Annotated in this window: 21 protein-coding genes, 1 pseudogene and 1 riboswitch; of the genes and pseudogenes, 6 read left to right on the top strand and 16 right to left on the bottom strand. The window is 67.2% G+C overall.

Annotated elements, in window-relative coordinates; all coding sequences use genetic code 11:
• Positions 1-13 precede the first annotated feature (13 nt).
• The 10 genes from ACIGKL_RS10795 to thiC form a co-directional block, all read right to left on the bottom strand.
• The gene (locus ACIGKL_RS10795) at positions 14-559 is read right to left on the bottom strand and encodes a TIGR02281 family clan AA aspartic protease (RefSeq protein WP_397486630.1); all 546 of its coding nucleotides are present in this window, start codon (positions 557-559) and stop codon (positions 14-16) included.
• Positions 560-575: 16 nt separating this feature from the next.
• The gene (locus ACIGKL_RS10790; RefSeq protein WP_397486629.1) at positions 576-1,157 is read right to left on the bottom strand and encodes a DUF4276 family protein; all 582 of its coding nucleotides are present in this window, start codon (positions 1,155-1,157) and stop codon (positions 576-578) included.
• The gene (locus ACIGKL_RS10785; protein WP_397486628.1) at positions 1,154-2,347 is read right to left on the bottom strand and encodes an AAA family ATPase; all 1,194 of its coding nucleotides are present in this window, start codon (positions 2,345-2,347) and stop codon (positions 1,154-1,156) included. Before ACIGKL_RS10785 ends, ACIGKL_RS10790 begins: the two co-directional genes overlap by 4 nt.
• A gap of 85 nt (positions 2,348-2,432) precedes the next feature.
• Positions 2,433-3,416 carry an esterase-like activity of phytase family protein gene (locus ACIGKL_RS10780; RefSeq protein ID WP_397486627.1) on the bottom strand — a complete coding sequence of 328 codons (984 nt, stop codon included), beginning with the start codon at positions 3,414-3,416 and terminating at the stop codon, positions 2,433-2,435.
• Entirely contained in the window at positions 3,416-5,314 is a 1,899-nt protein-coding gene (gene parE / locus ACIGKL_RS10775; RefSeq protein ID WP_397486626.1) for a DNA topoisomerase IV subunit B, read from the bottom strand. The genes ACIGKL_RS10780 and parE overlap by 1 nt, the downstream gene beginning before the upstream one ends.
• 15 nt (positions 5,315-5,329) lie before the next feature.
• Positions 5,330-5,941: a YqiA/YcfP family alpha/beta fold hydrolase gene (locus ACIGKL_RS10770; protein WP_397486625.1), complete on the bottom strand. Its 612-nt coding sequence runs from the start codon at positions 5,939-5,941 to the stop codon at positions 5,330-5,332.
• Positions 5,942-6,067: 126 nt separating this feature from the next.
• The gene (gene cpdA / locus ACIGKL_RS10765; RefSeq protein WP_397486624.1) at positions 6,068-6,883 is read right to left on the bottom strand and encodes a 3',5'-cyclic-AMP phosphodiesterase; all 816 of its coding nucleotides are present in this window, start codon (positions 6,881-6,883) and stop codon (positions 6,068-6,070) included.
• A gap of 134 nt (positions 6,884-7,017) precedes the next feature.
• Positions 7,018-7,470, bottom strand: coding sequence for a DUF1249 domain-containing protein (locus tag ACIGKL_RS10760; RefSeq protein ID WP_021441927.1), 453 nt, complete (start codon positions 7,468-7,470; stop codon positions 7,018-7,020).
• Positions 7,461-8,060, bottom strand: coding sequence for an NUDIX domain-containing protein (locus ACIGKL_RS10755; RefSeq protein ID WP_021441926.1), 600 nt, complete (start codon positions 8,058-8,060; stop codon positions 7,461-7,463). Before ACIGKL_RS10755 ends, ACIGKL_RS10760 begins: the two co-directional genes overlap by 10 nt.
• A gap of 156 nt (positions 8,061-8,216) precedes the next feature.
• Positions 8,217-10,100, bottom strand: a complete 1,884-nt coding sequence (thiC, locus tag ACIGKL_RS10750; RefSeq protein ID WP_397486623.1) for a phosphomethylpyrimidine synthase ThiC — start codon at positions 10,098-10,100, stop codon at positions 8,217-8,219.
• Between the two features lie 92 nt (positions 10,101-10,192).
• A riboswitch (TPP riboswitch) is annotated at positions 10,193-10,299 on the bottom strand.
• A 220-nt stretch (positions 10,300-10,519) separates the two neighbouring features.
• On the opposite strand from thiC, the gene ACIGKL_RS10745 reads away from it, so the two are divergent.
• On the top strand, positions 10,520-11,956 hold the full coding sequence (locus tag ACIGKL_RS10745) for a TolC family outer membrane protein (RefSeq protein ID WP_397486622.1): 1,437 nt from the start codon (positions 10,520-10,522) through the stop codon (positions 11,954-11,956).
• A 148-nt stretch (positions 11,957-12,104) separates the two neighbouring features.
• Here the strand turns inward: ACIGKL_RS10745 and waaA are convergent, their stop codons facing one another.
• Together waaA and ACIGKL_RS10735 are read right to left on the bottom strand one after the other, a co-directional pair.
• Positions 12,105-13,376: a lipid IV(A) 3-deoxy-D-manno-octulosonic acid transferase gene (gene waaA, locus ACIGKL_RS10740; protein ID WP_397486621.1), complete on the bottom strand. Its 1,272-nt coding sequence runs from the start codon at positions 13,374-13,376 to the stop codon at positions 12,105-12,107.
• Positions 13,377-13,561: 185 nt separating this feature from the next.
• Positions 13,562-14,449 carry a LysR family transcriptional regulator gene (locus tag ACIGKL_RS10735; RefSeq protein ID WP_397486620.1) on the bottom strand — a complete coding sequence of 296 codons (888 nt, stop codon included), beginning with the start codon at positions 14,447-14,449 and terminating at the stop codon, positions 13,562-13,564.
• Positions 14,450-14,539: 90 nt separating this feature from the next.
• Here ACIGKL_RS10735 and ACIGKL_RS10730 point away from each other — a divergent pair, with 90 nt between their 5' ends.
• The 4 genes and pseudogenes from ACIGKL_RS10730 to ACIGKL_RS10715 form a co-directional block, all read left to right on the top strand.
• Positions 14,540-14,872 carry a multidrug efflux SMR transporter gene (locus ACIGKL_RS10730; RefSeq protein WP_021441921.1) on the top strand — a complete coding sequence of 111 codons (333 nt, stop codon included), beginning with the start codon at positions 14,540-14,542 and terminating at the stop codon, positions 14,870-14,872.
• Between the two features lie 68 nt (positions 14,873-14,940).
• Complete coding sequence (locus tag ACIGKL_RS10725; RefSeq protein ID WP_397486619.1) at positions 14,941-16,116, top strand: NAD(P)/FAD-dependent oxidoreductase; 1,176 nt, start codon at positions 14,941-14,943, stop codon at positions 16,114-16,116.
• Positions 16,113-16,925, top strand: coding sequence for an aldo/keto reductase (locus ACIGKL_RS10720; protein ID WP_397486618.1), 813 nt, complete (start codon positions 16,113-16,115; stop codon positions 16,923-16,925). Before ACIGKL_RS10725 ends, ACIGKL_RS10720 begins: the two co-directional genes overlap by 4 nt.
• 137 nt (positions 16,926-17,062) lie before the next feature.
• Positions 17,063-17,964 (top strand): annotated as a pseudogene (locus ACIGKL_RS10715) (metal ABC transporter ATPase); the annotation flags it as partial.
• 134 nt (positions 17,965-18,098) lie between these two features.
• On the opposite strand, the gene ACIGKL_RS10710 reads toward ACIGKL_RS10715, so the two are convergent.
• Positions 18,099-19,622, bottom strand: coding sequence for an AhpA/YtjB family protein (locus tag ACIGKL_RS10710; RefSeq protein ID WP_397486617.1), 1,524 nt, complete (start codon positions 19,620-19,622; stop codon positions 18,099-18,101).
• Between the two features lie 176 nt (positions 19,623-19,798).
• Here ACIGKL_RS10710 and serB point away from each other — a divergent pair, with 176 nt between their 5' ends.
• Positions 19,799-21,013, top strand: a complete 1,215-nt coding sequence (serB, locus tag ACIGKL_RS10705) for a phosphoserine phosphatase SerB (RefSeq protein WP_397486616.1) — start codon at positions 19,799-19,801, stop codon at positions 21,011-21,013.
• Positions 21,014-21,083: 70 nt separating this feature from the next.
• Here serB and ACIGKL_RS10700 read toward each other — a convergent pair whose 3' ends face one another.
• From ACIGKL_RS10700 to asd, 3 genes are all read right to left on the bottom strand, one after another.
• Positions 21,084-23,153 carry an EAL domain-containing protein gene (locus tag ACIGKL_RS10700; protein WP_397486615.1) on the bottom strand — a complete coding sequence of 690 codons (2,070 nt, stop codon included), beginning with the start codon at positions 23,151-23,153 and terminating at the stop codon, positions 21,084-21,086.
• Positions 23,154-23,216: 63 nt separating this feature from the next.
• Positions 23,217-25,019, bottom strand: coding sequence for a molecular chaperone (locus tag ACIGKL_RS10695; RefSeq protein ID WP_397486614.1), 1,803 nt, complete (start codon positions 25,017-25,019; stop codon positions 23,217-23,219).
• Positions 25,020-25,187: 168 nt separating this feature from the next.
• Positions 25,188-26,048, bottom strand: coding sequence for an archaetidylserine decarboxylase (gene asd, locus ACIGKL_RS10690; protein ID WP_397486613.1), 861 nt, complete (start codon positions 26,046-26,048; stop codon positions 25,188-25,190).
• Positions 26,049-26,089 lie beyond the last annotated feature (41 nt).

The raw sequence follows: 26,089 nt of genomic DNA, 5'->3' as shown, positions 1-26,089 counted from the left end.
GTGAAGCGAAACATTAGTGACGCGAAGGAGTAGCTTGGCGCAGCACCAGGGTGCCGCCCTTTTGACTGAATTCGAGTTGTTGCAGCGCGCTCATGCCCAGCAGCACCTCGTCGCCGTCCATGCCCGGGGCGATCAGCGCGGCGACGTCGCGCAGTTCGATATCGCCCAGGCGCAGGCTGGCCAGGCGCGTGCGATGCCCAGTGGCGCGGCCGTTGGCGGTGCTGATGACGATGGGCGCGCCGCGCGCCAGGCCGAGGCGCTCGGCCACGGCGCTGGGCACCGCCACCTGGGTGGCGCCGGTGTCGAGCAGGAAGGTCACGTCCTGGCCGTCGATCTGCCCGTTGACCAGGTAATGGCCCTGGCGGCTGCTGGCCAGGCGCACCTCGACGAACCCCTCGCCCTGCACCGATTGCGGCACCTGGTTGGGGTTGCGCTGCTGGTCTTCCCAGTTGCCGAAGAAATGCGTGGCCAGCAGCAGGCCGGCGCCCCAGGCGAGCACCCACATCACCCGTCCGGCGCGGCGGCCGGGCGGTGGTGTGGAATCATTGGAAATGGTCATGGGCTGGAGGAACCATTCATGCTTCTTCCTGAAGGAGTTCGGCCTCAAGGTGCCGTATTGCTGCAATCAGATGGAAAAAGCTCAGCGAGCGAGTGTTGTCGAGCTGCAGGTGTTTGCCGATGGCGCGAGAGCCAGCGATCTTTTCGTAGCGATCATTCGTCAGGACTTTCAATTCTCGACTGGGGCTACCCAGCCTATCCGGTGCCCGGAATTTCCTGTTTTGCTGATGTCGCACCAAGCCCTTCATCCCCAAGGCATGTTCGACGGCCTCTAAGTCCGCCAGGTAGAAAGTTTCTAGCTCTTTGCAGGCGATTCGTACCAGGCATTGCGGCGCTTTGCCGGATGTCTCGCACAATTCAAGGAGTTTGTGTTTGATTGCATTGCAATCCGGATGACTGTCTTGGTCGCGTAGTACGATAAAGCGGGCTTGTTCGTTTTGGTATGCCCGAATCTTGCGAACTATCTGTTTTTCCAAGTCTTGCTTGCCTTCGAACGGAATACAGCGAAATTGTATTTCCGTGCTCAATATCCGTGGTAGCAGGGTTTCTAGCATGGCTTCGGCGGAGCGCTCTTCGAGCAGAAATACAAGCTCCCTCATTGTGGATCGACTCCGCCGAAGAAGCCCTGCTTCCACAGATACCCCAACTGATCCCCTTCTGCCATGTAAGCGGCAATCTGTGTGTCGTCCCGGGCGCGCCGGATTTCGGTGCAGCCATGCTGTTTTACCAGCCAGCAGACCTCGTCGAGCTCAAGTGCGTTTAGGAAATCTGGAGAATGGGTCGACACGAATACCTGTCCTCCGCGTTTCGCGTAACTGCGAAATTCCTCGGCGAGTTCGGACATGAGCTGTGGGTAGAGCTGATTTTCCGGCTCCTCTACGCACAGCAACGGGTGAGGCTTGGGATCGTGTAGCAACACCAGATAGGCAAACATCTTGATGGTGCCATCGGACACATAACGATCCAGAAAAGGCGTCTTGAACGAGCCATCTTGGAAGCGCAGTGTCAGATAACCGTCGTCCATGAGTTTGGGCTCGACCGATGACACACCGGGTACGCGACTGGCCATAGTGGTGAGAATCTTGTGGAAAATTTCGCCGTGCTGCTCATGTAAATAGCGCGCCACCAAGGGCAGATTGTCACCGGATTCTGATAGGTGTTCCGTTTCACCTGCCGCATCCTTGCGCCCGCGCGCGGCACTTATGTGGAAGTCCGATACGTGCCAGTTTTCAATTAAACTACGGAACGCATTCGCTGCTTTGAAGCGTTCGAACTGTCCCAGCCCTTTGATAGCCAGAGTGTCCGGCGCTACCCGTTGGGATTCGCGCTCTAGTTCTTCGTCGGATTTGCTGAAGTCTTCCTCGTTAGTAATTGCATACCCTTCACCTTTTACGAAATTAAGAAAGTGATAAGGGCTCCCATAGCGTCCGCGTTTGTAGCGAAGCAGTTCCCTTTGAACAACAGGTGAGCCGTTGCGTTCGCCAATTTCCAGGGAGTACGTCACCAGACGTTCGACACCAGTGATTTCCATGCGGTACTGCAACTCGATGAGAATCAGGTCTTTTTTCGGGTCGCACCCACGGCTCAGCACTTCGATAAAACGACCTCGCTTGTCCAGAGCCTGGCGGACGTTGCCTCTCAAGCAGTCATGCAGGAAGCCGAACACGTCGAATAGGGTTGATTTGCCAGAACCGTTCGCACCGACAACGACCAAGAACGGAGGAATGTCCTTCAGGCGCACATCGCGGAATGCCTTAAAGTTCTTGAGACGGATTGATTCAATTTTCATGCTTATACCTGTGCGCGTCGGTTAGGTGCTGCACTCACACTGAGGTGTTTTCCTGGCTCATGCATTGATAGCAGCGTCTGCTCGTTCACGGACGACGGCTCCAGCCGCCCTTGGGCGCATTGAAGCGCCAGACCAGGGGGCGTTGCTCGCCGTCGGCGCGGGTCTGGCTGCCGTTGTCGACGCCGACCCAGGCGCCGTCCTGGTCGATCCACAGGGCCTCGGCCATGCCGTACTTCGGCGGGTAGCGGCGCGCCTCGGCCAGCGCCTCGCCGGCGAACGACCAGCACAGCTCCGCCTCGCCGTTGCTCAGGGTGCGGCGGCAGATGCGATGAGCCTGGCGCTCGAGGGTGAACAGCTTCTCGCCGAAGTAGGCCAGGCCGGCGAAGTCGCGCGGCGCGGCATGGCCGCCGAGCGCGGCGGGCGAGGGCTCTTCGCCGCTCTCGCTGATCAGCACGCAGCCGCCGGTGCAGCGCCAGGTGCTGTTCTGCCGGTGCAGCACGGTGAGGCCGCGGCGGCGCTGTTCGGCGGCCAGCCACAGGCGCTCGCCGCTGGGGTCGACGGCGATGCCCTCGAAGCCCTGGTTGAAGTGCAGCAGCATGCCGCTGGCACGCGCCTGGCGCACCAGGCCGCTGGGCAGGTTGAGCCACTGCGCGCTGCCGCTGGGCGCCACCTGCAGCACCGCGGCGCGCGTCTCGCTGACCAGGTAGCGGTTGCCCTGGGCATCGCAGGACAGCCCCTCGAAATCCAGCTTGCCGCCGCGTACCAGGCTGGCGGCCCAGTTGCGCATGCGCAGGCCCCAGGGCAGGGCGCTGGCGGGCGGCTCGGGGACGACTAAGGCTTCGCCCTCGGCGCGCAGCAGGCCGTCTTCCCGGTGCAACTGGTAGAGGGTCGCGTCGTCGCGGTCGGACACCGCCCACAGCGCCTCGCCGCACTGGGCCAGGCCGGACAGGTTGCCGCCGGCCATTTCGCTCACCGGGTATTCGGCCTGCAGCTGCAGTTCTTCCAGCGCCGCGGGCTCGGCGTGGGCGCCGCCGGCCAGCAGGCCGAGTGCCAGCAACAGCCTGCGCATCAGGCCAGTACCTCGGCCAGGTTGCCCTTGCTTTCCAGCCAGCTCTTGCGGTCGCCGGCGCGTTTCTTCGCCAGCAGCATGTCCATCACCTCGCGGGTGCCCTCGAAATCGTCCAGGGTCAGCTGCACCAGGCGCCGGGTGTTGGGGTCCATGGTGGTTTCGCGCAGCTGCGGCGGGTTCATCTCGCCGAGGCCCTTGAAGCGGGTCACCTGCGGCTTGCCGCGGCGCTTCTCGGCCACCAGGCGGTCGAGGATGCCGTCGCGCTCGGCGTCGTCCAGGGCGTAGAAGATCTCCTTGCCCAGGTCGATGCGGTACAGCGGCGGCATGGCCACGTAGACGTGGCCGGCGTCGACCAGGGCGCGGAAGTGGCGGACGAACAGGGCGCAGAGCAGGGTGGCGATGTGCAGGCCGTCGGAGTCGGCGTCGGCGAGGATGCAGATCTTGCCGTAGCGCAGCCCGGAGAGATCGCTGGAGCCGGGGTCGATGCCGATGGCCACGGCGATGTCGTGTACTTCTTGCGAGGCCAGCACCTCGCTGCCGTCGACTTCCCAGGTGTTCAAAATCTTGCCGCGCAGCGGCATGATCGCCTGGAATTCCTTGTCGCGCGCCTGCTTGGCGCTGCCGCCGGCGGAATCGCCCTCGACCAGGAACAGCTCGCAGCGCAGCGGGTTCTGCCCGGCGCAGTCGGCCAGCTTGCCGGGCAGCGCCGGGCCCTGGGTGATCTTCTTGCGCTCGACCTTCTTGCCCGCCTTGAGGCGCCGGCCGGCGTTGCTGATGGCCAGCTCGGCCAGCGCCAGGCCGGTTTCCGGGTGGGCGTTGAGCCACAGGCTAAAGGCGTCCTTGACCACGCCGGAGACGAAGGCGGCGGCCTCGCGCGAGGACAGGCGCTCCTTGGTCTGCCCGGAGAACTGCGCGTCCTGCATCTTCATCGAGAGGACGAAGGCGATGCGCTCCCAGACGTCTTCCGGCGCCAGTTTCACCCCGCGCGGCAGCAGGTTGCGGAATTCGCAGAACTCGCGCATGGCGTCCAGCAGGCCCTGGCGCAGGCCGTTGACGTGGGTGCCGCCCTGGGCGGTGGGGATCAGGTTGACGTAGCTTTCCTGCACCGCGTCGCCGCCCTCGGGCAGCCACAGCAGGGCCCAGTCCACCGCCTCCTTGTTGCCGGCCAGGCTGCCGACGAAGGGCTCGGCGGGCAGGCGCTCGAACTCGCTGACGGCATCGACCAGGTAGGAGCGCAGGCCGTCTTGGTACAGCCACTCGACCTGCTCGCCGCTGGCTTTGTCGGTGAAGCTGACCGAGAGCCCCGGGCACAGCACGGCCTTGGCCTTGAGCACGTGCTTGAGGCGACTGACCGAGAACTTGAAGGAGTCGAAATACTTGGCGTCCGGCCAGAAGTGCACGCTGGTGCCGGTGTTGCGCTTGCCCACCGTGCCGACCACCTCCAGCTCGCTGGCCTTGAAGCCGTCGGCGAAGCTCATCTGGTATTCGTTGCCGTCGCGCTTGACGGTCACCACCACGCGGGTCGACAGGGCGTTGACCACGCTGATGCCGACGCCGTGCAGGCCGCCGGAGAACTGGTAGTTCTTGTTGGAAAACTTGCCGCCGGCATGCAGCTTGGTGAGGATCAGCTCGACGCCCGGCACGCCCTCTTCCGGGTGGATGTCCACCGGCATGCCGCGGCCGTCGTCGAGCACTTCCAGCGAGTTGTCCTCGTGGAGGATCACCTGGATCGACTTGGCATGCCCGGCCAGCGCCTCGTCGACGCTGTTGTCGATGACTTCCTGGGCCAGGTGGTTGGGCCGCGTGGTGTCGGTGTACATGCCCGGGCGCTTGCGCACCGGGTCGAGGCCGGAAAGGACTTCGATGGCGTCGGCGTTATAGGCGTTCTGCTGGGCCATGGGCTCTCTTGTTCGTCAAATGAGTGCGGAAAAGTCGGTATCGCGCCAGAGTGTGGCGTCGATCCCGGCGAAAGCGAAGAGCATCGGCAGGTCGCCGGCGAAGCCCTGGAAACCGTGGTCGCCGCCGGCCTGGATGCGCAGGGCGCAGGCCCGGTAGTAGCGCTCGGCGTCGCGGTAGTCGAGGGTCTCGTCGCCGGTCTGCAGCCATACCCGGTAGCGCGTGGCATCGCGCGGCGGCGGCACCTCCAGCTCGGCCAGGGCCTGGATGTGATCTTCGGTCAGTTCCCAGGTCTCGTCGCTGTAGTAATTCTGCTGCGGGCCGAGGTAGCCGTCGAAACGCAGGTGCGGGCGTACCGCGGGATTGATCAGCAGCGCCTTGAGGCCATGGCGCTCGGCCAGATGGGTGGCGTAATAGCCGCCCAGCGAGCTGCCCACCAGCACGGGTTGGCCGAGTTCTGCCACCAGGGTTTCGAGCTGCGCCATGGCCTGGCGCGGATGATGATGCAGCGCCGGCACCCGCAACCGGGCATCGAGGCCCAGGCTGCGCATGGCGCGGCTCAGCTGGCTGGCCTTGTGCGAGGCCGGCGAGCTGTTGAGGCCGTGGATATAGAGGATGGATGCGGTCATGGGGCGGGAGGCTACTACAAAAAGCAGCTATAAGCTGCAAGCTCCAAGCTACAAGAAAAGACGGGGCGGTGTCTGTTGGGGCTACGCGTTTTACTTGCGGCTTGTAGCTTGAAGCTTGCCGCTACTTCAGTAGCCCTTGACGCTGTAATCCACCTCGAAATGGATGCCGGTGACGCGCGATACGCCGGTGTCCAGGCGGCCGTCGGCATGCAGGCGCAGCCAGCGGTAGCCGGGCGCCTCGCTGCCGACCTGGAATTCCTCGCTGCCGGGGGCGAACTGCACGCAGGTCGACGGCGAGGCGAGCAGGCGCAGATCGCCGCGCTGCTGGTCGAATTCCTGGTGGATATGGCCCCAGAGCAGGGCCTTGGCCTGCGGGTGGCGGGCCAGCACGGCGAACAGGGCGTCCGGGTTGCGCAGGCCGATGGGTTCCATCCATTTGCAGCCGATGGACACCGGGTGGTGGTGCAGGCAGATCAGCTGGTGACGCTGCGGCGCCTCGCGCAGTGCCCGCTCCAACAACTCGAGCTGGCCGCCTTCGAGAAAGCCGGGCACCGCGCCGGGGATCGAGGAATCGAGCATGACGATGCGCCAGGCACCGAGGTCGATCACCGGCTCCAGCAGCGCGCTGCCGTTGCAGGCGGCCTGCATCGGCGGCACTTCGTCGTGGTTGCCGGCCAGCCAGCGCGCCGGCGCGCCGAGGGCGGCGGTGAGCTGGCGGAAACGTTGGTAGGAGGCCTGGCTGCCGTCCTGCGACAGGTCGCCGGTGGCCAGGATCAGGTCGATCTGCGGCTGTTCCTGCTGCACCCGCTCGATCACCCGCTGCAGGCTGTCGCAGGTGTCCATGCCCAGCAGCTTGCCGTCCGCTTCGGCGAACAGGTGGCTGTCGGACAGCTGCACCAGCAGGACCGAGGACTCAGCGGAAGGGGTGGGCAGGCTCGGCAAGACCGTCTCCTAGGGCACAATCGGGTGAATTATGGTGGTTGCCGCGCTAAAGGGAAAACCCGCGAAGCGGACGCAGATCACAGAAAAATAGCGTGGTGCCGCGCTATCGGCCGGGCGGTGCGAAGCTTGACGGTTCAGATGACCGGCTGAGGTTCGTGGCCACAGGCCAGGCAGTGGCTGAGCCATTCGCCGAGAAACAGGTTGAGCTGGCTCTTTTCGTCCGGCTGGTGCATGGCGGCATTGGGATAAGGGTAGCGGCTGTGCAGGCGGCGGGCATTCTCGGCACCGACCACTTCGGCCATGCGCGCGTCGTGATAGACCCGCACCTCCAGCTGCGGCACCGGCAGCCAGGGCAGGCTGTGCTCCTGGCGGGCGCGCAGGGTGGTGGTGTAGGGGCAGGCTTCGACCACTTCCAGGCTGAGCACGCCGAGCAGGCGGTCGCCCTGGCTCAGGGCCACGCGCCGCGCCTGGGGTTCGCTGCGCATGTCCGGCAGCAGGCGCATCAGGCGAGCGTAGTTGGCCTCGCAGGCGGCCTGCAGTTCGACCAGGTCGACCCGGTAGCGCTCGCGCACCAGGTTCACGACCACATCCCCCGCACTTCGTCGCGATTGAGCGCCAGCCATTGCAGGGCGATGATGCTGGCGGCGTTGTCGATGCGGCCATCCTTCACCGCCTGCAGGGCATCGGCCAGCGGCCAGACGTGCACGCGGATGTCCTCGCCTTCCTCGGCCAGGCCATGCACGCCGCCGGCGCCCTCGCTGCTGCAGCGCCCGACGAACAGGTGCACGCGCTCGTCGGAGCCGCCGGGCGAGGGGTAGTACTGGGTGATCGGCCACAGCGCCGTCAGCTGCAGGTTGGCTTCCTCGACCGCCTCGCGGCGGGCGACCTCCTCGGGTTCTTCGTCCTTGTCGATCAGGCCGGCCACCAGCTCCAGCAGCCAGGGGTTGGCGCTCTTGTCCATGGCGCCGACGCGGAACTGCTCGATCAGCACCACCTCGTCGCGTTGCGCGTCGTAGGGCAGCACGCACACGGCGTCGTGGCGCACGAAAAGCTCGCGACTGAGCTGCGGGCCCATGCCGCCGGCGAACTGGCGATGGCGCAGGCGCACCCGGTCGAGCTGGTAGAAGCCGCGGAAGCAGGCCTCGCGCTCGATGATGTCGATGTCGTCTTTGCCCATAGGCATCCCCCAACCGTAGGGTGGACATGCCGAAGGCTTGTCCACCATGGCACAGGCGGTGGTGGACAAGGCTGCGCCATGTCCACCCTACCTGGCCCGTTACCGATCACACTAGCGAGCTTAGCGCTGCCAGATCAAGCTTGCGTGACCAGAGGGCTACACCTTCTGGTACAGCTGGCTGCCCTGGGCCTTGAACTCCTCGGCCTTGGCCTGCATGCCCTGTTCGGCGTCCAGGTCGAGGGTGTCGATGCGCTGTTCCTTAGCATAGTCGCGCACTTCCTGAGTGATCTTCATCGAGCAGAACTTCGGCCCGCACATGGAGCAGAAATGCGCCACCTTGGCCGAATCCTTGGGCAGCGTCTCGTCGTGGAAGGCGCGCGCGGTGTCGGGGTCGAGGCCGAGGTTGAACTGGTCTTCCCAGCGGAACTCGAAGCGCGCCTTGCTCAATGCGTTGTCGCGGATCTGCGCGCCGGGGTGGCCCTTGGCCAGGTCGGCGGCGTGCGCGGCGATCTTGTAGGTGATGATGCCGGTCTTGACGTCGTCCTTGTTCGGCAGGCCCAGGTGCTCCTTGGGCGTGACGTAGCAGAGCATGGCGCAGCCGAACCAGCCGATCATCGCCGCGCCGATGCCGCTGGTGATGTGGTCGTAGCCGGGGGCGATGTCGGTGGTCAGCGGGCCGAGGGTGTAGAAGGGCGCCTCGTCGCAGCATTCCAGCTGCTTGTCCATGTTCTCCTTGATCAGCTGCATCGGCACGTGGCCGGGGCCCTCGATCATGCACTGCACGTCGTGCTTCCAGGCGATCTTGGTCAGCTCGCCGAGGGTTTCCAGCTCGCCGAACTGCGCGGCGTCGTTGGCATCGGCGATGGAGCCGGGGCGCAGGCCGTCACCCAGCGAGAAGGACACGTCGTAGGCCTTCATGATTTCGCAGATGTCGTCGAAATGGGTGTAGAGGAAGTTTTCCTTGTGGTGCGCCAGGCACCACTTGGCCATGATCGAGCCGCCGCGGGAAACGATACCGGTCACGCGTTTCGCCGTGAGCGGTACATAGCGCAGCAACACGCCGGCGTGGATGGTGAAGTAGTCCACGCCCTGCTCGGCCTGCTCGATCAGGGTGTCGCGGAACAGCTCCCAGGTCAGGTCCTCGGCGACGCCGCCGACCTTCTCCAGCGCCTGGTAGATCGGCACGGTGCCAATCGGCACCGGCGAGTTGCGGATGATCCACTCGCGGGTTTCGTGGATATGCTTGCCGGTGGACAGGTCCATCACCGTGTCCGAGCCCCAGCGGATGCCCCAGGTCAGCTTGGCCACTTCTTCTTCAATCGAAGAGCCGAGCGCCGAGTTGCCGATATTGCCGTTGATCTTCACCAGGAAGTTGCGGCCGATGATCATCGGCTCCAGCTCCACGTGGTTGATGTTGGCCGGGATGATGGCGCGGCCGCGGGCGACTTCGCTGCGGACGAACTCGGCGGTGATTTCCTTCGGAATCGAGGCGCCGAAGCTATGGCCGGCATGCTGCTCGTTCAACAGGCCTGATTCCCGCGCTTCCGCCAGCTTCATATTTTCGCGGATGGCGACGTATTCCATCTCCGGGGTGATGATGCCCTGCTTGGCGTAGTGCATCTGGCTGACGTTCTTGCCGGCCTTGGCCCGGCGCGGGTTGCGCACATGGGCGAAGCGCATGGCGGTCAGCTCGGCGTCGTTGAGACGGCGCTGGCCGAACTCGGAGGAAAGGCCCGGCAGTTTTTCGGTGTCGCCGCGATCCTCGATCCAGGCGCTGCGCACGTCGGCCAGGCCCTTGCGCACGTCGATGGTGACGTTCGGGTCGGTGTAGGGGCCGGAGGTGTCGTAGACGGTGACCGGGGCGTTGATCTCGCCACCGAAGTCAGTCGGCGTCACGTCCAGGCTGATCTCGCGCATCGGCACGCGGATGTCCGGGCGCGAACCCTGGACATAGACCTTCTGCGAACGGGGGAAGGGTTGCACCGACTGCTGGTCGACCTGGGCGCTTTCGCTCAGGTGTTTTTGTTGTTGTGCACTCATCAAGGCTCTCTCCGGGGATGGTTGTCGGAGCAGAACCTGAGAGAGGAGGGGCGAAGGCGCACCATGGGGCGGTGCCGAGAAGACTCGCCGGGCGGCGAGGACATCTTGTTCCCTACGCAGGCCTTAACCTGATCAGGTTCAACGGGATCCGGCAGCTGCCAATCTCAGCCCCGCATATGGGGCACCCCGACAAGAACCCGGGCAGTCTAATCAAGCTTGAGCGATAAAACCAACCCGAGGGTCAGAAAAGGTCGACCCGTGCGTCGGAAAACGACCAGTCGCGCCGCACGCCGGGCATTGTTCCCGGCGAGCAACATAGCTTGCCGCCAGCTAGACTGATGCCGTCCATGGTGCGCTTGACCCCTGCCCGCGGCGCCCCGTAGCCTTGCCGATCATCGCCCATTCAAGGATTGACCTCCATGTTGCGCAGACTTTCCCTGGCCGTCGCCATTGCCGCCGTCGCCGCGGGCCTGGCCCAGGCCGAAGAGGCCCCGCTGTCGAGCAAGACCGACCTGGTCACCGTGTACCAGGAAGCGGCGAAGAACAATGCCGATATCGCCGCCGCGCGCGCCGATTACCAGGCGCGCCGGGAAGTGGTGCCGCAGGCCCGCGCCGGGCTGCTGCCCAACCTGTCGGCGGGCGCCACCTACGGCGACACCCGCACCGAGATCGACTCGCCGAGCAACAGCGCCTCGCGCAGCGGCACCACCTACCAGGCCAACCTCAGCCAGCCGTTGTTCCGCGCCGACCGCTGGTTCCAGCTGCAGGCCGCCGAGGCCACCAGCGAGCAGGCCGCGCTGGAGCTGTCGGCCACCGAGCAGAACCTGATCCTGCAGAGCGCCGAGACCTACTTCGCCGTGCTCCGCGCGCAGGACACCCTGGCCTCGACCAAGGCCGAGGAAGCGGCGTTCAAGCGCCAGCTGGATCAGGCCAACGAGCGCTTCGACGTCGGCCTGTCGGACAAGACCGATGTGCTCGAGGCGCAGGCCGGCTTCGACACCGCCCGCGCCAACCGCATCCTCGCCGAACGCGCGGTGGAGGACGCCTTCGAGGCCCTGGTGACCCTGACCAACCGCGACTACGCGGCGGTCGAAGGCATCGTCCATACCCTGCCGGTGCTGGCGCCGACGCCGAACGACGCCAAGTCCTGGGTCGACACCGCCGCCGCGCAGAACCTCAACCTGCAGGCCAGCTACTATGCGGTGGACGCCGCCGAGGAAACCCTGCGCCAGCGCAAGTCCGGCCATGCGCCGACCCTGGATGCGGTGGCCAGCTACCAGAAGGGCGATAACGACAGCCTGGGCTTCACCAACAGCAATGGCTTGCCGGGTTACAGCGGCGACGTCTCGCAGCGTTCCATCGGCCTGCAGCTGAACATCCCGCTGTACAGCGGCGGCCTGACCAGCTCGCAGGTGCGCGAGGCCTACCAGCGCCTGGGCCAGACCGAGCAGCTGCGCGAGAGCCTGCGCCGCCAGGTGGTGCAGAACACCCGCAACCTGTTCCGTGCGGTGAATACCGACGTGGAAACCGTGCAGGCGCGCAAGCAGTCGATCATCTCCAACCAGAGCGCGCTGGAGGCCACCGAGATCGGCTACCAGGTCGGCACCCGCAACATCGTCGACGTGCTCGACGCCCAGCGCCAGCTGTACAGCTCGGTGCGCAACTACAACGACGCGCGCTACGACTACATCCTCAACAACCTGCGCCTGAAGCAGGCCGCCGGCACCCTCAGCCCGGCCGACCTGGAAGCGCTGGGCAGCTTCCTCAAGCCGGACTACAACCCGGACCAGGACTTCCTGCCGCCGGACCTGGCCTCGGCCGCCGAGGCGCGCCTGCAGGGCGATGCGGATTTCTGATTCGGCCGCCGCCAACAAACAAGCCCGACTTCGTGTCGGGTTATTGGCGGCGTGCCGCCCGTAGGGTGCGCTGTGCGCACCGATATCCGTTTGCTTCACGACAACCTGCCCGAACCACGCACCGATCTATTGGTGCGCACGGCGCACCCTACGGCCCGAGTAGGCGTCCCAGCCCCGCCAGCAGCCGCTCCAGCGCGCCCTGGTTGGCCTTGAGCACGTTCAAGCCGGCCTGGCGCATGCGCTCGCTGCGCGCCGGCTCGCGCCATAGCGCCGCGACCTCGCCGGCCAGGTCGTCAGCGCCCTGCACCTCGCCCAGTGCGCCGGCTTCGCGCAGCTGCGCGGCGATCTCGAGGAAGTTGAACAGGTGCGGGCCGCTCAGCACCGGCTTGCCCAGGGCCGCCGGCTCCAACAGGTTGTGCCCGCCGTTGGCCACCAGGCTGCCGCCGACGAAGGCGACATCGGCCAGGGCATAGAGAAACAGCAGCTCGCCCATGCTGTCGCCGAGCAGCACCTGGTCGCCGGAGGCTACGGCCTCGCCCGTGGAGCGGCGGCGCGTCGTCAGGCCCTGGTGCAGGCACAGCTGATGGACCGAGTCGAAGCGCTCGGGGTGGCGCGGCACCAGAATCAGCAGGGCATCCGGCCTGGAGGCCAGGATCTGCCGATGGGCGGCCAGGACGATCTCGTCTTCGCCGGCATGGGTGCTGGCGGCGATCCATACTGGGCGCTGCTCGGCCTGCCAGGCGCGGCGCAGTTCGGCGGCGCGTTGCGCCAGGCCGGCATCGATCTGCAGGTCAAACTTGATCGAGCCGGTCACCTCGACGCAGTCGCGGCGCGCGCCGAGGGCGAGAAAGCGCTCGGCCTCGGCCTGCGTCTGCACGGCGATCAACGCCAGCTCGGCAAGCATCGGCGTGGTGAGTCGCTTGAAGCGCCCGTAACCGCGTGCAGAGCGCTCCGACAGCCGCGCGTTGGCCAGCGCCACCGGGATGCCGCGCCTGGCGCACTGGTGGATATGGTTGGGCCACAGCTCGGTTTCCATCACCACCGCCAGCCTGGGGCGGGCGCGATTCAGGAAGCGCGCGGCGGCCCAGGGCAGGTCGTAGGGCAGGTAGCAATGCTGCACGCCGTCGCCGAACAGCGCCTGGATGCGTTCGGAGCCGGTCGGGGTCATGCAGGTGACGGTGATCGGCAGCTCGGGGTAACGCGCCTGCAGCGCGCGGATCAGCGGTGCGGCGGCGATGCTCTCGCCCACCGACACCGCGTGCAGCCAGATGCCGTCCGGTTTCAGCGGCGGTAGGGCGAAGGAGAAGCGCTCCTTGATCCGTCGCGCGTAAGCCGGCGCCTTGCGCGCGCGCAGGGCCAGGCGCAGGGCGATCAGGGGCAGGGCCAGGTGCAGCAGCAGGGTGTAGAGGTGTCTGTTCATGGGCGCGCAGCTTAGCGGTCGAGGCCCGCTCCTGGAAGTGGACTTAGAGCCCGTTCAAAGTCTCGCGAGCTAGAGCAATGCAAGGCAAAAACAGGCGAGGAAGCGGAGTGTGCTTTTGTACATGAGCATTCCGAGCCTGTTTTTAACGCAGCAGTGCCGACGCGCAGCAGAGTTTGGAGGGGCTCTCAGGCCTGCGGGCGCAGCAGCTCGCGCGCCAGGCAGTCGGCCAGCCAGTTGGCCGCCGGGCCGAGCGCGCCGTCGCGGCGGCATACCAGCTCCACCACCAGCGGCAGCGGCGCCCAGTCGCTGCGCAGTTCCTGCAGGTGGCCCTGATAGGTCGGGTACTGCGCCACGTGGCGCGGCAGCCAGGCCCAGCCCAGGCCGCGAATCACCAGCTCGGCCATCACGTAGAAGCTGTCGGCGCGCCACACCAGCGGGCTGATCTGCTCGCCGCCGGGGTAGTGGCTGTCTTGCGGCGTCATCAGCAGCTGGCGGTGTTCGGCCAGATCGCGGCGCTCCACGCTGGCGCGTCCGGCCAGCGGGTGCTGCGGGCTGCACACCGTGACCATCTCGATGGTGCCCAGGCGCTGGCTTTCCAGCTCCCTGGGCATCTGTTCGTGATGAAACAGCAGGCCCAGGTCGGCCTGGCGCTGCAGCAGCTTGCGCGCCACGTCGCCCTGGGCGCCGCTGGACAGCTGCACCTCGAGCCGGGGAAAGGCCTCGGCCAGCGCCCCCAGGCTGGCCAGTACCGGCTGGTAGGGCATGGCTTCGTCCTGCGCCAGGCGCAGGCGCGCCTCCTCGCCACGGGCCAGGCCGAAGGCGCGGCCGTCCAGGCGCTCGCACTGCTGCAACACGCTGCGGGCCTCCTCCAGCAGGGCCGCACCGGCCTCGGTCAGCTGGGGCTGGCGCCCGCTGCTGCGCTCGAACAGCTGCACGCCGAGGTCGGCCTCGAGCAGGGCGATGGCGGTGCTCACCGCCGACTGCGCGCGCCCCACCTCCCGCGCCACGGAGGAGAAGGAGCGACATTCGGCCGTGCGGACGAACAGGTGCAACTGATCGAGGTTCCAGTTCATGGGGTCAACCTATCTGTAAGTCAGATGGGTAATGACTTTATCCCATCGCTGAGGGGCTTAGAATCGCGCCATCGCTCAGGAGTCGCCGCCATGCCCGGATACCTCTACCTCGCCATCGCCATCGCCGCCGAAGTGGTCGCCACCACCTCGATGAAGGCCATCGACGGCTTCAACAAGCCGCTGCCGCTGCTGCTGGTGGTGGGCGGCTACGCCATCGCCTTCTGGATGCTGACCCTGGTGGTGCGCACCATTCCGGTGGGTATCGCCTACGCCATCTGGGCCGGCCTGGGCATCGTCCTGGTCAGCGTCGCCGCGCTGTTCCTCTACCAGCAGAAGCTCGATCTGCCGGCGGTGCTGGGCATGGGCCTGATCGTCAGTGGGGTGTTGGTGATTCAGCTGTTCTCGCAGTCCACCGGCCACTGACGGCGGCCTCGGGCAGGCCGGCCCGGGCGGGTTATACTTGCGCCCCTGTTTTCCGGCGAGGCCCGTTCATGTCCCAGTCCCTCAGCACCGATGTCCTGATCGTCGGCGGCGGCATCGCCGGCCTCTGGCTCAACGCGCGCCTGCGTCGCCAGGGTTTCGCCACCCTGCTGCTGGAGAGTGGCAGCCTCGGCGGCGGGCAGAGCCTGAAGTCCCAGGGCATCATCCACGGCGGCGCCAAGTACGCCCTGCATGGCGCCCTGAGCGGCGCCTCCGAGGCCATCGCCGACATGCCGCGGCGCTGGCGCGAGGCCCTGGCCGGCGGCGGCGAGCTGGATCTCTCCGGCGTGCGCATTCTTTCCGACGCGCATTACCTGTGGTCGCCGGGCACCCTGGCCGGCAACCTCACCAGCTTCTTCGCCAGCAAGGCGGTGCGCGGACGGGTCGACCAGGTCAAGGGCGAGCAGTTGCCGCCGGCTCTGCAGCACCCGAAATTCAAGGGCAAGGTCTACCGCCTGGCCGAACTGGTGCTCGATGTGCCCAGCCTGATCGCCCGTCTGGCCGAGCTGGCCGGCGACGGCCTGCTGGCGGCGCGGCGGATCGAGCCGCTGCGCGAGGACGGCGAGCTGCGCGGCCTGCGGGTCGACGGCCGCGAGATTCGCGCCCAGCGCGTGGTGCTCAGCGCCGGCGCCGGCAATGCCGAGCTGCTCGCCACGCTGGGTATCGAACAGCCCAGACAGCAACTGCGCCCGCTGCACATGGTGCTGGCCAAGGGGCCGGCGCTGCAGCCGCTGTACGCCCATTGCCTGGGCGGCGGGCCGAAGCCGCGGGTCACCGTCACCACTCATCCGGCGGCCGACGGCCAGTGGGTCTGGTACCTCGGCGGCGACCTGGCCGAGGCCGACGGCGTGGCCCGCGACGCGGCCGCGCAGATCCGCGCCGCGCAACAGGAAATGGCCGAACTGCTGCCCTGGGTCGACCAGAGTCAGACCCGTTGGGCGACTCTGCGCGTCGACCGCGCCGAGCCGGCGCAGAGCGGCCTGGTGCGCCCGGATAACGCCTTCCTCGCCGAACAGCCGCACCTGCTGGTGGGCTGGCCGACCAAGTTGGCGCTGGCCCCGGACTTCGCCGACCGCGTGCTGGCCGCGCTGGATCGCGACGGCGTGCAGCCCGGCCGCCACGCGCCCTTGCCGGCGCTGCCGCGCCCGGACGTGGCGCCGCCGGTATGGGAGGCGCTGTTGCCATGAAGAGCACCCTGCACGATCTGCATCGCCCGCTGGGGGCCACCGGCCTGCTGGTTTCGCCGCTGGGCCTGGGCACGGTCAAGCTCGGCCGCGACCAGGGGGTGAAGTACCCCAACGGCTTCAGCATCCCCGACGATACCCAGGCCGCCGCGCTGATCCGCCAGGCCCGCGAGCTGGGCATCAATCTGATCGACACCGCGCCGGCCTACGGCCTCAGCGAGCAGCGCCTCGGTCCGCTGCTGCGCGGCCAGCGCGACGCCTGGGTGATCGTCAGCAAGACCGGCGAGGAGTTCGACGACGGCCAGTCGCGCTTCGACTTCTCCCCGGCGCACACCCGCCTGTCGGTGGAGCGCAGCCTCAAGCGCCTGGAGACCGACCGCATCGACCTGCTGCTGGTGCACTCCGACGGCAACGACCTGGCGGTGCTGCGCGATAGCGGCGTGTACGAGACCCTGGCGGCGCTCAAGCGCGAGGGCAAGATCCTCGCCTACGGCCTGTCCGGCAAGACCGTCGAGGGCGGCCTGCTGGCGCTGCAGCAGGGCGACTGTGCGATGGTCACCTACAACCTCAACGAGCAGGGCGAAAAGCCGGTCCTGGACTACGCTGCCAGTCACGCCAAGGGCATCCTGATCAAGAAGGCCCTGGCCAGCGGGCATGTCTGCCTGGGCGCCGGCGTCGATCCGCTGCGCGCCAGCTTCGAGCTGATCTTCGATCACCCCGGCGTCAGCAGCGCCATAGTCGGCACCATCAACCCCGCGCACCTGGCGGCCAACGTGGCCACGGCGGCGGCGGTGATCCAGGATATCTGCTGAAACCTGCGCTGACGGGTGGTGGGTTGTCGCTCGGAGCCGCCTTGAGCCATTGTTGCGCTTCACCCTGACCACCCTGCGTCCGCCGGGCAGGCTGTCTGCCGCGCCGGATGCACGCCCAGCAGGAACGAGGAGTCGAGATGCCGCGTACGCTGATCCGCAAGGACCCGAGCACCTTCAAGACCCTGCCGCTGTTCGTCGAGGCCGGGCCCGAGGGCCTGAGTTACCAGAGCCTGGGCCAGCCGCTGAACTTCCGCCAGATGCTCGAGCGGCGCCGGCCGCTGCAGGTGGCGGACAGCCGGCGCTTCGCCGCGGAGCTGGCCAACCTCGGCGTCTCGGTGCGCCTGACCCTGCGCCTGCATGGCCGCGACTACTGGCTGCTGGTGCGCCAGCGCCGTCCGGATCGCGGCGACACCGTGCTCAAGCTGATCTCCGGCTATGTGCCGGCCCACGAACTGAACCTGCCGCTGCTCACCGCCATCCAGGAAGTGGCCGAGGAATGCCTGCTGGAAACGGCCGACGGCTGGCTGGCCGGGCGCTTCGGCGATACCTGGCTGCCGACGCCCTACCAGGGCGCGCTGCGCTACCGCGAGGCCAGTCACTTCCGCCTCAGCCCGCTGTCCGGCGCGGCGCGGCCGGTGCAATGCGGCAACCTGACCCTGCTGGAGCGCCCGCGTGCCTACGTGCACCTGCCCACCGCCTCGCTGCAGCTGGTCTACGATCTGAGCCTGGAGCTGCCGCGCGACGTGCGCCAATTGAGCCTGTTCCACGTCGACGAATGCCTGGAGGATGGCCGTCTGGTGGCGCGCCTGGAGCGGCGCCGGCCGGACCTCTACCTGCTGGCCTTGCAGCAGGGCCTGCCCAGCGGCGAGCTGTTCACCCTGAGCAAGGGCGAACTGCGCCCGGCTAGCACCCGCGGCCTGTGGCTGTCGGAGAGTTTCGCCGAGCAGGACGGCTGGCTGGTGCGCGACGAGCGGATTCGCTGGCGGGACTGGCTGCAGCGCTGTGGCGCGCAAACGCCACTGCGGCGGGCGCAGGTCGGCGCGTCCTAGGGAGCGCTATGCGCAGATCAGCGCAAAGCCATCGGCAAGAGCGGTGCGCGCGGCGCACCCTACAACGCGTCGCGGCGACCCGTAGGGTGCGCCGTGCGCACCAAACCCGGAATGTGATCGTTGGTCAGTGCGCCCGGCTTTCGTGCATGCGCGTCAGCTGGCGTTCCAGCAGCGCCGGGTAGGGATCGAGCAGGCGTTCGACGCAGCTGGCGCCTTCCGGGCTGGCGATCGGGCGGATGCGTGCGCGCTGACGCGCCAGGCCATCCTGCGCCACCCGCTGTTCCACCAGCAGCAGATTGCGGCTGTGCTGCGACAGCGCCAGGGCGTCCAGGGCGCTGTCGCTAAGCAGCAGCTCGGCCTGACCGAGGCCGTCCAGGTCGCTGCCCAGGGTCAGGCCCAGCTGCAGTTGCAGGGTGATGCCGCTGTCGGCCACCTCGATCTGCAGGGCGTGGCCGAGGGCGCGCATCAGCTCGCCGCAGCAGATGGCATGGGTCAGGTAGTCCTCGCCGCATTCCTGTTCGTGGAACAGCATCAGGCTGCTGCCGTCCTTGAGCGTGTGCAGCTGGCCCTGATAGAGCGCGGCGGCCTGTTCCAGGCAGCCGCGATAGCGTTCCAGCAGGTCCAGCAGGCGCGTGCGCGGCAGGCGCCGCAGCTGCTCCTGGGCGCCGAGCTGGATGGCCAGCACCGCGCTGGCCTGGGCCTGGCGCGGCGCCGGTGGCGGCGCAGCAGGTGCTTCGGGCTCGTCGCTCAGCTCGGCGAAGGGATCGTCCGGCTCTATCGACTCGGGCCAGGGCTTGAGCGGTTGGTCGCGCTCATCGCTCTGCTCATGCTCGGCGAAGACGCGCTCGTCGACGACCGGCACCTCGTCGTCCAGCTCGGCGAAGGCGCCGTCGTCCTGTTCGTCCGTGTCGGCGAAAGCGGGTTCGTCGTCGAACGCAGGCTCGGGCTCCGGTTTTTCCGGCACCAGGCGCGACTGCAGCTGGCGCGCCAGGTCGCCGATCTCGTCGTTGCGCCCGGCGCCGGGGGCGGGGTCGTCCGGGTCGCGCAGCCACAGGCGCAGCTGCAGCAGCGGGGTGGAGATATGCCGGCCCAGACGCATGCTCAGCGACAGGGTCAGGGCCAGCAGGATCAGGCTGAGGATGCCCATGCTCTGCAGGCTGATGGTCATCGGCTGCTGGAACTGGCGCATGTCCAGGCTGATGCGCAACTGCCCGGCGATCACCTCCTGGAAGGTGATGGGCGTGGAGTACAGCCCTTCGCTCTCGCCCAGCACGCTGCGCGTCGGCCGCGCGCCGGCCTCGGCGAGAATACGGTTGTCCACGCTGTAGATGGCGGCGTGGGCCACCAGCGGGTTCTTCGCCAGGTTGTTCAGCAGCACGTTGAGGCTGAGGATGTCGTTGGACACCAGCAGTTCGGTGGCCGAGGCGGCGGTCTGGGTGATCAGGCTCTGGCCGAGGGCGTCGGCCTGCTGCTGCATGGCCTGCTTGAACTGCATGCCCATGACCCAGGCGTAGATCAGCATGGCCAGCGCCACCAGCAGCAGGCTGTGGCTGGCGATGCGCAGCACCAGGGGCACGCGCCGCTGGCGCAGGGCGTGGAAGATCAGCAGGAAGAAATTATCGGGTTTGACGGGCGCGGGCCGGTTCACAGAGCACGGCTCTTGTCGACTGAAGTTGCCGCGCAGTATAGCGGTCGCCCTGTGGCGGGCAAAGCGGCGAGCGTGCCCGTCCGGCGCGGAAACTGGGTAGAATGTGCGCCTTTTCCTCGGCCTGGCGGTCGTTCGCCGCCTCATGCCGCTCAATCGTCTGCCCCGGAGGGTGCGCCTTGCGCGAAATCGTCCTGATCAATATCACCGGCGAAGACCGTCCCGGTCTCACCGCCGCCATCACCGGCGTGCTGGCCCAGGGCGGGGTGAACATCCTCGACATCGGCCAGGCGGTGATCCACGACACCCTGTCGTTCGGCATCCTCATCGAGATTCCCGACAACGCCCGCGCCCAGTCGGTGCTCAAGGAAGTGCTGTTCACCGGCTACGAGCTGGACCAGCAGGTGCGCTTCACCCCGGTCTCGGAGGAGGATTACCGGCAGTGGGTGGGCGGCCAGGGCAAGGCCCGGCATATCGTCACCCTGCTGACGCGCAAGGTGACTGCCGAGCAGCTGCAGCGGGTCAGCGCCATCACCGCCAAGTACGGCCTGAATATCGACCATATCGACCGCCTGTCCGGACGCATGCCGCTGGACATGCCGGCCGAACAGGGCAAGGGCTGCATCGAGTTCTCGGTGCGCGGCGAGCCGGCCGACCCGGCGGCGCTGCGTGCCGAGTTCCTCAGCGTGGCGCAGGAACTCAACGTCGACATCGCCTTCCAGCGCGACTCGGTGTTCCGCCGCAACCGCCGCCTGGCGGTGTTCGACATGGACTCGACGCTGATCGAGGCCGAGGTGATCGACGAGCTGGCCAAGGCCGCCGGCGTCGGCGAGCAGGTGGCCGAGATCACCGAGCGGGCCATGCGCGGCGAGCTGGATTTCGCCGCCAGCTTCAGGGAGCGCCTGGGCCTGCTCAAGGGCCTGTCCGAGGACGTGCTGGAGGAAATCGGCGCCTCGCTGCGCCTGACCGAGGGTGCCGAGACGCTGTTCGCCGAGCTCAAGCGCCTGGGCTACAAGACCGCCATCCTCTCCGGCGGCTTCACCTACTTCGCCAAGCAGCTGCAGGCCAAGCTGGGCATCGACTACGTGTTCGCCAACGAGCTGCAGATCGAAGACGGCAAGGTCACCGGCGTAGCGGTGGAGCCCATAGTCGACGCCCAGCGCAAGGCCGACCTGCTGCGCCAGCTGGCCGAGCGCGAAGGCCTGCAACTGGAGCAGACCATCGCCGTCGGCGACGGCGCCAACGACCTGCCGATGCTAGGCCTGGCCGGCCTCGGCGTGGCCTTCCGGGCCAAGCCGCTGGTCAAGCAGTCGGCCAAGCAGGCGATCTCCACCCTGGGCCTGGACGGCATCCTCTACCTGCTCGGTTTTCGCGATCGCGAAGGCCAGGAGTAGGCCGTAGGGTGCGCCGCGCGCACCGCTTCCGATGGTGGAACGGCTGGTGCGCACGGCGCACCCTGCGGGGTTATTCGTCGCCGGCGGAGAAGTCGTAGTCCATCGACTGGCTCGGCCCCTGCAGGTAGTAGCCCTGGATGAAGTTGACCCCGGCCTGCCAGAGGGTCGCCAGCACGCTGGCGCTCTCGACGAAGGGCACTATGGTCAGCTTGGCCTGGGCGTGCAGGCTGCTGAGCAGGGTCTTCAGCGCTTCCTGGTTGTCGGCGTTGCCCAGGTCCTGGGAGAAGGAGCCGTCGATCTTGACGAAGTCCACCTGCAGGTGCTTGAGCGTGTTGAAGGGGTTGAGCGCGCAGCCGAACTGGCTCAGCGCCACCTTGCAGTGCAGCTCGGCCAGGCCCTGGGTCAGCGCCTTGGCCTGTTTCAGGTAGGCGATGGCATCCGGTTCGCTGAACTGGAACACCAGCGCGTCGGACGGCAGGCGCGCCGCCTTGAGCGCCACGCTGAGCCAGGGCAGCAGGGTCTGGTCCTGCAGGCTGGCGCTGGACAGGTGGACGAACAGGCGGGTGTTGTGGCCCTTGGCGCGGTGGTCGGCGAGCAGCTTGATCGAGTTGAGGATCACCCAGCGGTCGATCTTCTCGCCCAGGCCGGCGTCCTTGGCGGCGGCGAGGAACTCGGTCGGCGGCACTTCCTCGCCCTGCGGGCTGAGCAGGCGCAGCAGCACCTCGTAGTGCTCGTGGGCGTCGCCGCGCAGGCTGATGATCGGCTGGAACAGCAGGCGGAAGCTGTTGTTCTCCAGCGCCTGCTGCACCATCGCCAGCAGGTTGCCGCGGTTGGCCGCGGCGGCCAGTTCGTCGGCCGGGTTGAACAGCTTCAGCGCATTGCCCTCGGTCAGCTCGTCGGCGCAGCGGTGGGCGCGGTCGATGACTTCCTGGGCCTTGGCGGTCTTCTCGCTGAGGCCGGCGACGCCGATCGACAGGCTGGTCTGCACCGTGCGGCCGTTGACGTCGAACATGTGTCCTTCGACCTTCTTCAGCAGCGCGGCGAGGCTGTCCTCGCACTGTTCGGGCGTCTGCCCCGGCAGCAGAGCGGCGAACACGTCGTCGCCGAAGCGCGCCAACTGGGTGTCGGCGGCGAAGTGCGCGCGCAGCAGGCCGGTCAGGTCGGTGAGCAGCAGGTCGATGCCGGCCAGGCCGATCTCGCCTTGCAGGCCGGCGTAGCGGTCGACGCGGACATAGGCCAGGGCGGACGGCTGCCCGGCGTTGACCGCGCGCTCGGCGGCGGCGTCCATCAGCTCGAGGAAATGGTTGCGGTTGAACAGGCCGGTGACCAGATCCTGGCTGCTGATCTCGCGCAGTTTCTCCTCCAGCTCGGCGTTGGAGGTCTCGGCGCGGATCACCACCTGGATGCACGGCTCGCCGTCGTAGGTGGCCGGGGAGAAGCTCATCTGCGCGGCGAAGCTGCTGCCGTCGGCGCGTACGCCTTGACAGGCCAATTCGGCGTCGCCCTCGGCGCTCTGGTAGTTTTTCAGGAAGTCCTTGAACGCGCCCTGATCGGCACTGGCGATCAGGTCGATCATCGGCATGCCTTCCAATTCCTCGCCGTCCTCGTATTTGAACAGCTCCAGGTAGGCGCGGTTGGCGTAGATGTGCATGCCGTCGTGGACGTAGGTGATGGCGTCCACCGAGCTTTCCAGCAGCAGCTGGCAGCGTTTCTCCGCCTCGCGCAGCGCCACTTCGGCGGCGCGGCGGGCGCGGCGTTCCTCGAGGTTGGCCAGCTCGCGCTTGGCCACCAGCACCAGGCGCTCGTCCTCGCCCTGCGGCAGGGCGTCCTGGGCGCCGAACAGCAGCGCCTCGGTGATGGCTTCGGAATCGTTGCCCTCGACCAGCTGCAGCACCGGGATGTCCTTGGCCTGGCGGCGAATGGCGCCGATCGCCTCGCCGGGGTCGAGCTGCTCGCTGTTCGGCGCGCAGATCAGCAGGTCCCAGGTCTGTTGCAGGGTCTCGGCCAGGTCGTCGCTGGAGGTCAGGCGATGCACGCGGGTGGCGTGCCCGGCATTGCGGAACAGACTGACCAGGCGCTCGGCCTCGTTCTGCGAATCCTCGAGAATCAGCAGGCGGATGGTTTTCTTTTCGATGGCCATAGGATGGGTCAATACCGCGCCGAACGGGCGCGAAAAGGCGACAAATGGTGAGTTGGCCGCAGCCTACAGCGACTTCCAGAGTGAGTCAAAATCTTCCTCCCCGGCCGGCTTCTGGCTTTGCGAGGCTGTGACCGGCTTCCCGGCGGCGCCTTCTTCGGCGCCGACGCGGTGATACTCGAACTGGTTGAAACTGCCGGTGCTGACCTGTTTGCGGGTCAGCACCGCGCGGTGTTCCTCGCCGTGATCGTTGATCAGCACCTTGCTGCCTTCCTGGAACGGCAGGCGCGGCGTGATCAGGCTGGCCGGGCGCGAGATGGCGCTGATCTCCGGCAGCAGCAGGGCACGCAGGTACTGGCTGTTCTGCTCGGCCTTGCGCACCAGTTGCAGGCCGCAGGAGCGAGCATGTGGGGCGATCAGCTCGATACCCATCTGCGTGCCGCCGCCGCGCACCTGGCGGATCCAGCGCACGATGGCCACGCTCCAGCCCTGACTGGGGTTGTCCTGTACGCCGAGCAGCTCGCCGGCCTGCAACTGGGCGGGCACTTCCTTGGCCCAGGACAGGCAGTAGCCGCCGGGGCTGTGGTTGACGATGGCCAGTGGGTAGGTGGGATAGCTTTCGCCGCTGCTTTCCGGCTCGGTGGGCTGCTCGCCGGTGCTGACCTTGCTGTACTGGATTTCCTCGAAGTGGAAGTCGCTGCCGGTGCGCTGCGCATCGAAGGCGTTGGACCAGACATCGGGTGCGCCGGTCGAGGGCTTGAACACCGCGGCACCGGCCTCGCTGGGGCGCTTGAGCACTTCGCCGAAGGACTGTTCGCCGGCGAGGAAGAAGTGCAGGGCGCTCATGCCGATGCACAGGGTCAGGTTGCCGTGGCCGCTGGTGCGCTGGAAGGTGCGCTCGGCGATATCGCCCCAGGCGGCGCCGACGTGTTGCAGCAGGTCCAGGCTCATGCCTTCGGGGATCGGCAGGCGCGATCTGGGCCGATCCTCCTCGGGCAGCAGCAGGTACTCCTTGATCGCGTCCACCAGCGGCTGTGGGTCTATGCCCAGCAGGTTGTGCAGTTCGCCGTCGGGGTACAGCGACTTGTAGCGCGGCGGCCCGTCCACCTGCGGCGCGAGGACGAACAGGCTGCCCGGGAGGTCGCCGGCCTGCAGGCTGACCAGGGCGCTCCAGGGCTCCAGCGCCTCGGCCAGGCGGGCGATGCCGTTCTGGCGCATCTGGTTGGTGCGCGCGCAGCCGAGCAGCAGGGCGATCAGGTAGCACTGCTCGGTGCTCAGGCCGGGCGAGTGACGCGCCAGCGGATCGCGGATCGCCTGGCGCTGCAGGCTCTGTTCGCTGGCGATCTGATACAGCTGGTGCAGCTCTAGCCACAGGCCTTCGGGCACCGGGCAGTACAGCTGGCTGGCGCGGATCAGCGGGCTGCACAGGCTATGGCTGGCACGCTGCAGGGCAACGGCGAGCAGTTGGTCACGCTCCTTGCCACTGCGCGCCATGGCCCGCGAGATGATCAGCTTGTAGCCGACGGCCAGGTGGTTCTGCAGCGCCTGGCACAGGTTGGCGACCTTGCGCGGGCGCTCGTCGAGGACGATGGCCTGATTGAGGAAGTGACGTTCCAGGTGCTGGCAGACGAAGTGCACTTCCGGGCGCAGCAGCTCCAGCAGGTGCAGGCGGTTTTCCGAGGGGGTAAGGAATTGGTTGAGTTCCACCAGAGCCTGGTATAGCTGGCGTGCGGTTTCCCCGATGTTGGCCTTGGGTAGGCCGGCGAGCCAGCGCTTGAGGTCGCGGGGGCTGCCGTCGCAGAAGCTCAGGCTTTGCTTGCTCGGGGTGGGGACGCGCAACAGCAGCAGGTGGGGACTCTGTTTATCCATCGAACTCGGATACTCCGGCCACGCAAAGGCTGGCGGCTCTCGTAATAGTCTTTCGAACTCTAGCAGCATCTCGCCGCGGTCGCAGCCCACCCCGGGGGTGGGCTGGCGTATCAGAGTACTCGACTATGACTCGGCGGTCAGTGACCCGGGTCAGGGTCGCGGCGCCGCTCAGGCCTGGGCGTTGCCCAGCAACTGGCCCATGCGTACGGCGCTGCCGGCGCCCAGTTCGGCGGCCCACTGCACCTGTTGCGGGCCGAACAGCACTATGGCGGTGGAGCCCAGCTTGAAACGACCGAGTTCGGCGCCCTTGGCCAGCTCGATCGGTGCGCGCGCAGCGGCGTCGTAGCGGGTGCTCCTCAGCTCGCGCTTGGGCGGGGTGACCAGGCCGGCCCAGACCGTCTCGACGCTGGCGACTATCATCGCGCCGACCAGTACCACGGCCATCGGCCCGCGCTCGGTGTCGAACAGGCAGACCACCCGCTCGTTGCGGGCGAATAGCTCGGGCACGTTCTCCGCGGTGGTCTGGTTGACCGAGAACAGTCGCCCGGGGACGTAGACCATCTCCTTGAGGGTGCCGGCCAGCGGCATATGCACGCGGTGGTAGTCCTTGGGCGACAGGTACACGGTGGCGAACTGGCCGCCCATGAAGGGGGCGGCGCGCTCGGCGTCGCCGCCGAGCAGTTCGACGGCGCTGAAACTGTGGCCCTTGGCCTGGAACAGGCGGCCGTGTTCGATGGCGCCGAGCTGACTGATGGCGCCGTCGGCCGGGCAGAGGATGGCGCCGGGGGTCTCGTCCAGCGGGCGGGCGCCGTCCTTCAGGGCGCGGGTGAAGAAGGCGTTGAAGTGCTCGTAGGCGCGCAGGTCTTCGACCCGGGCCTCGCTCATGTTCACCTGGTAGCGCTTGGCGAACCAGGCGATCAGCGGGTTCTTCAGCCAACCGATGCGGCATTCGGCGACGCAGCCGATCAGGCGCGACAGCAGGTGGTGGGGCAGCAGGTACTGGCTGAGGATAAACAGGCGTTGTTTCATCGTGTGTCCTTGAGGGTTCGGGGCCGGTGCTGGGGCAATCG

Source organism: Pseudomonas sp. NPDC077186 (assembly GCF_044543505.1).
GTDB lineage: Bacteria > Pseudomonadota > Gammaproteobacteria > Pseudomonadales > Pseudomonadaceae > Aquipseudomonas.
This window is presented reverse-complemented; position numbering and strand designations above follow the sequence as displayed.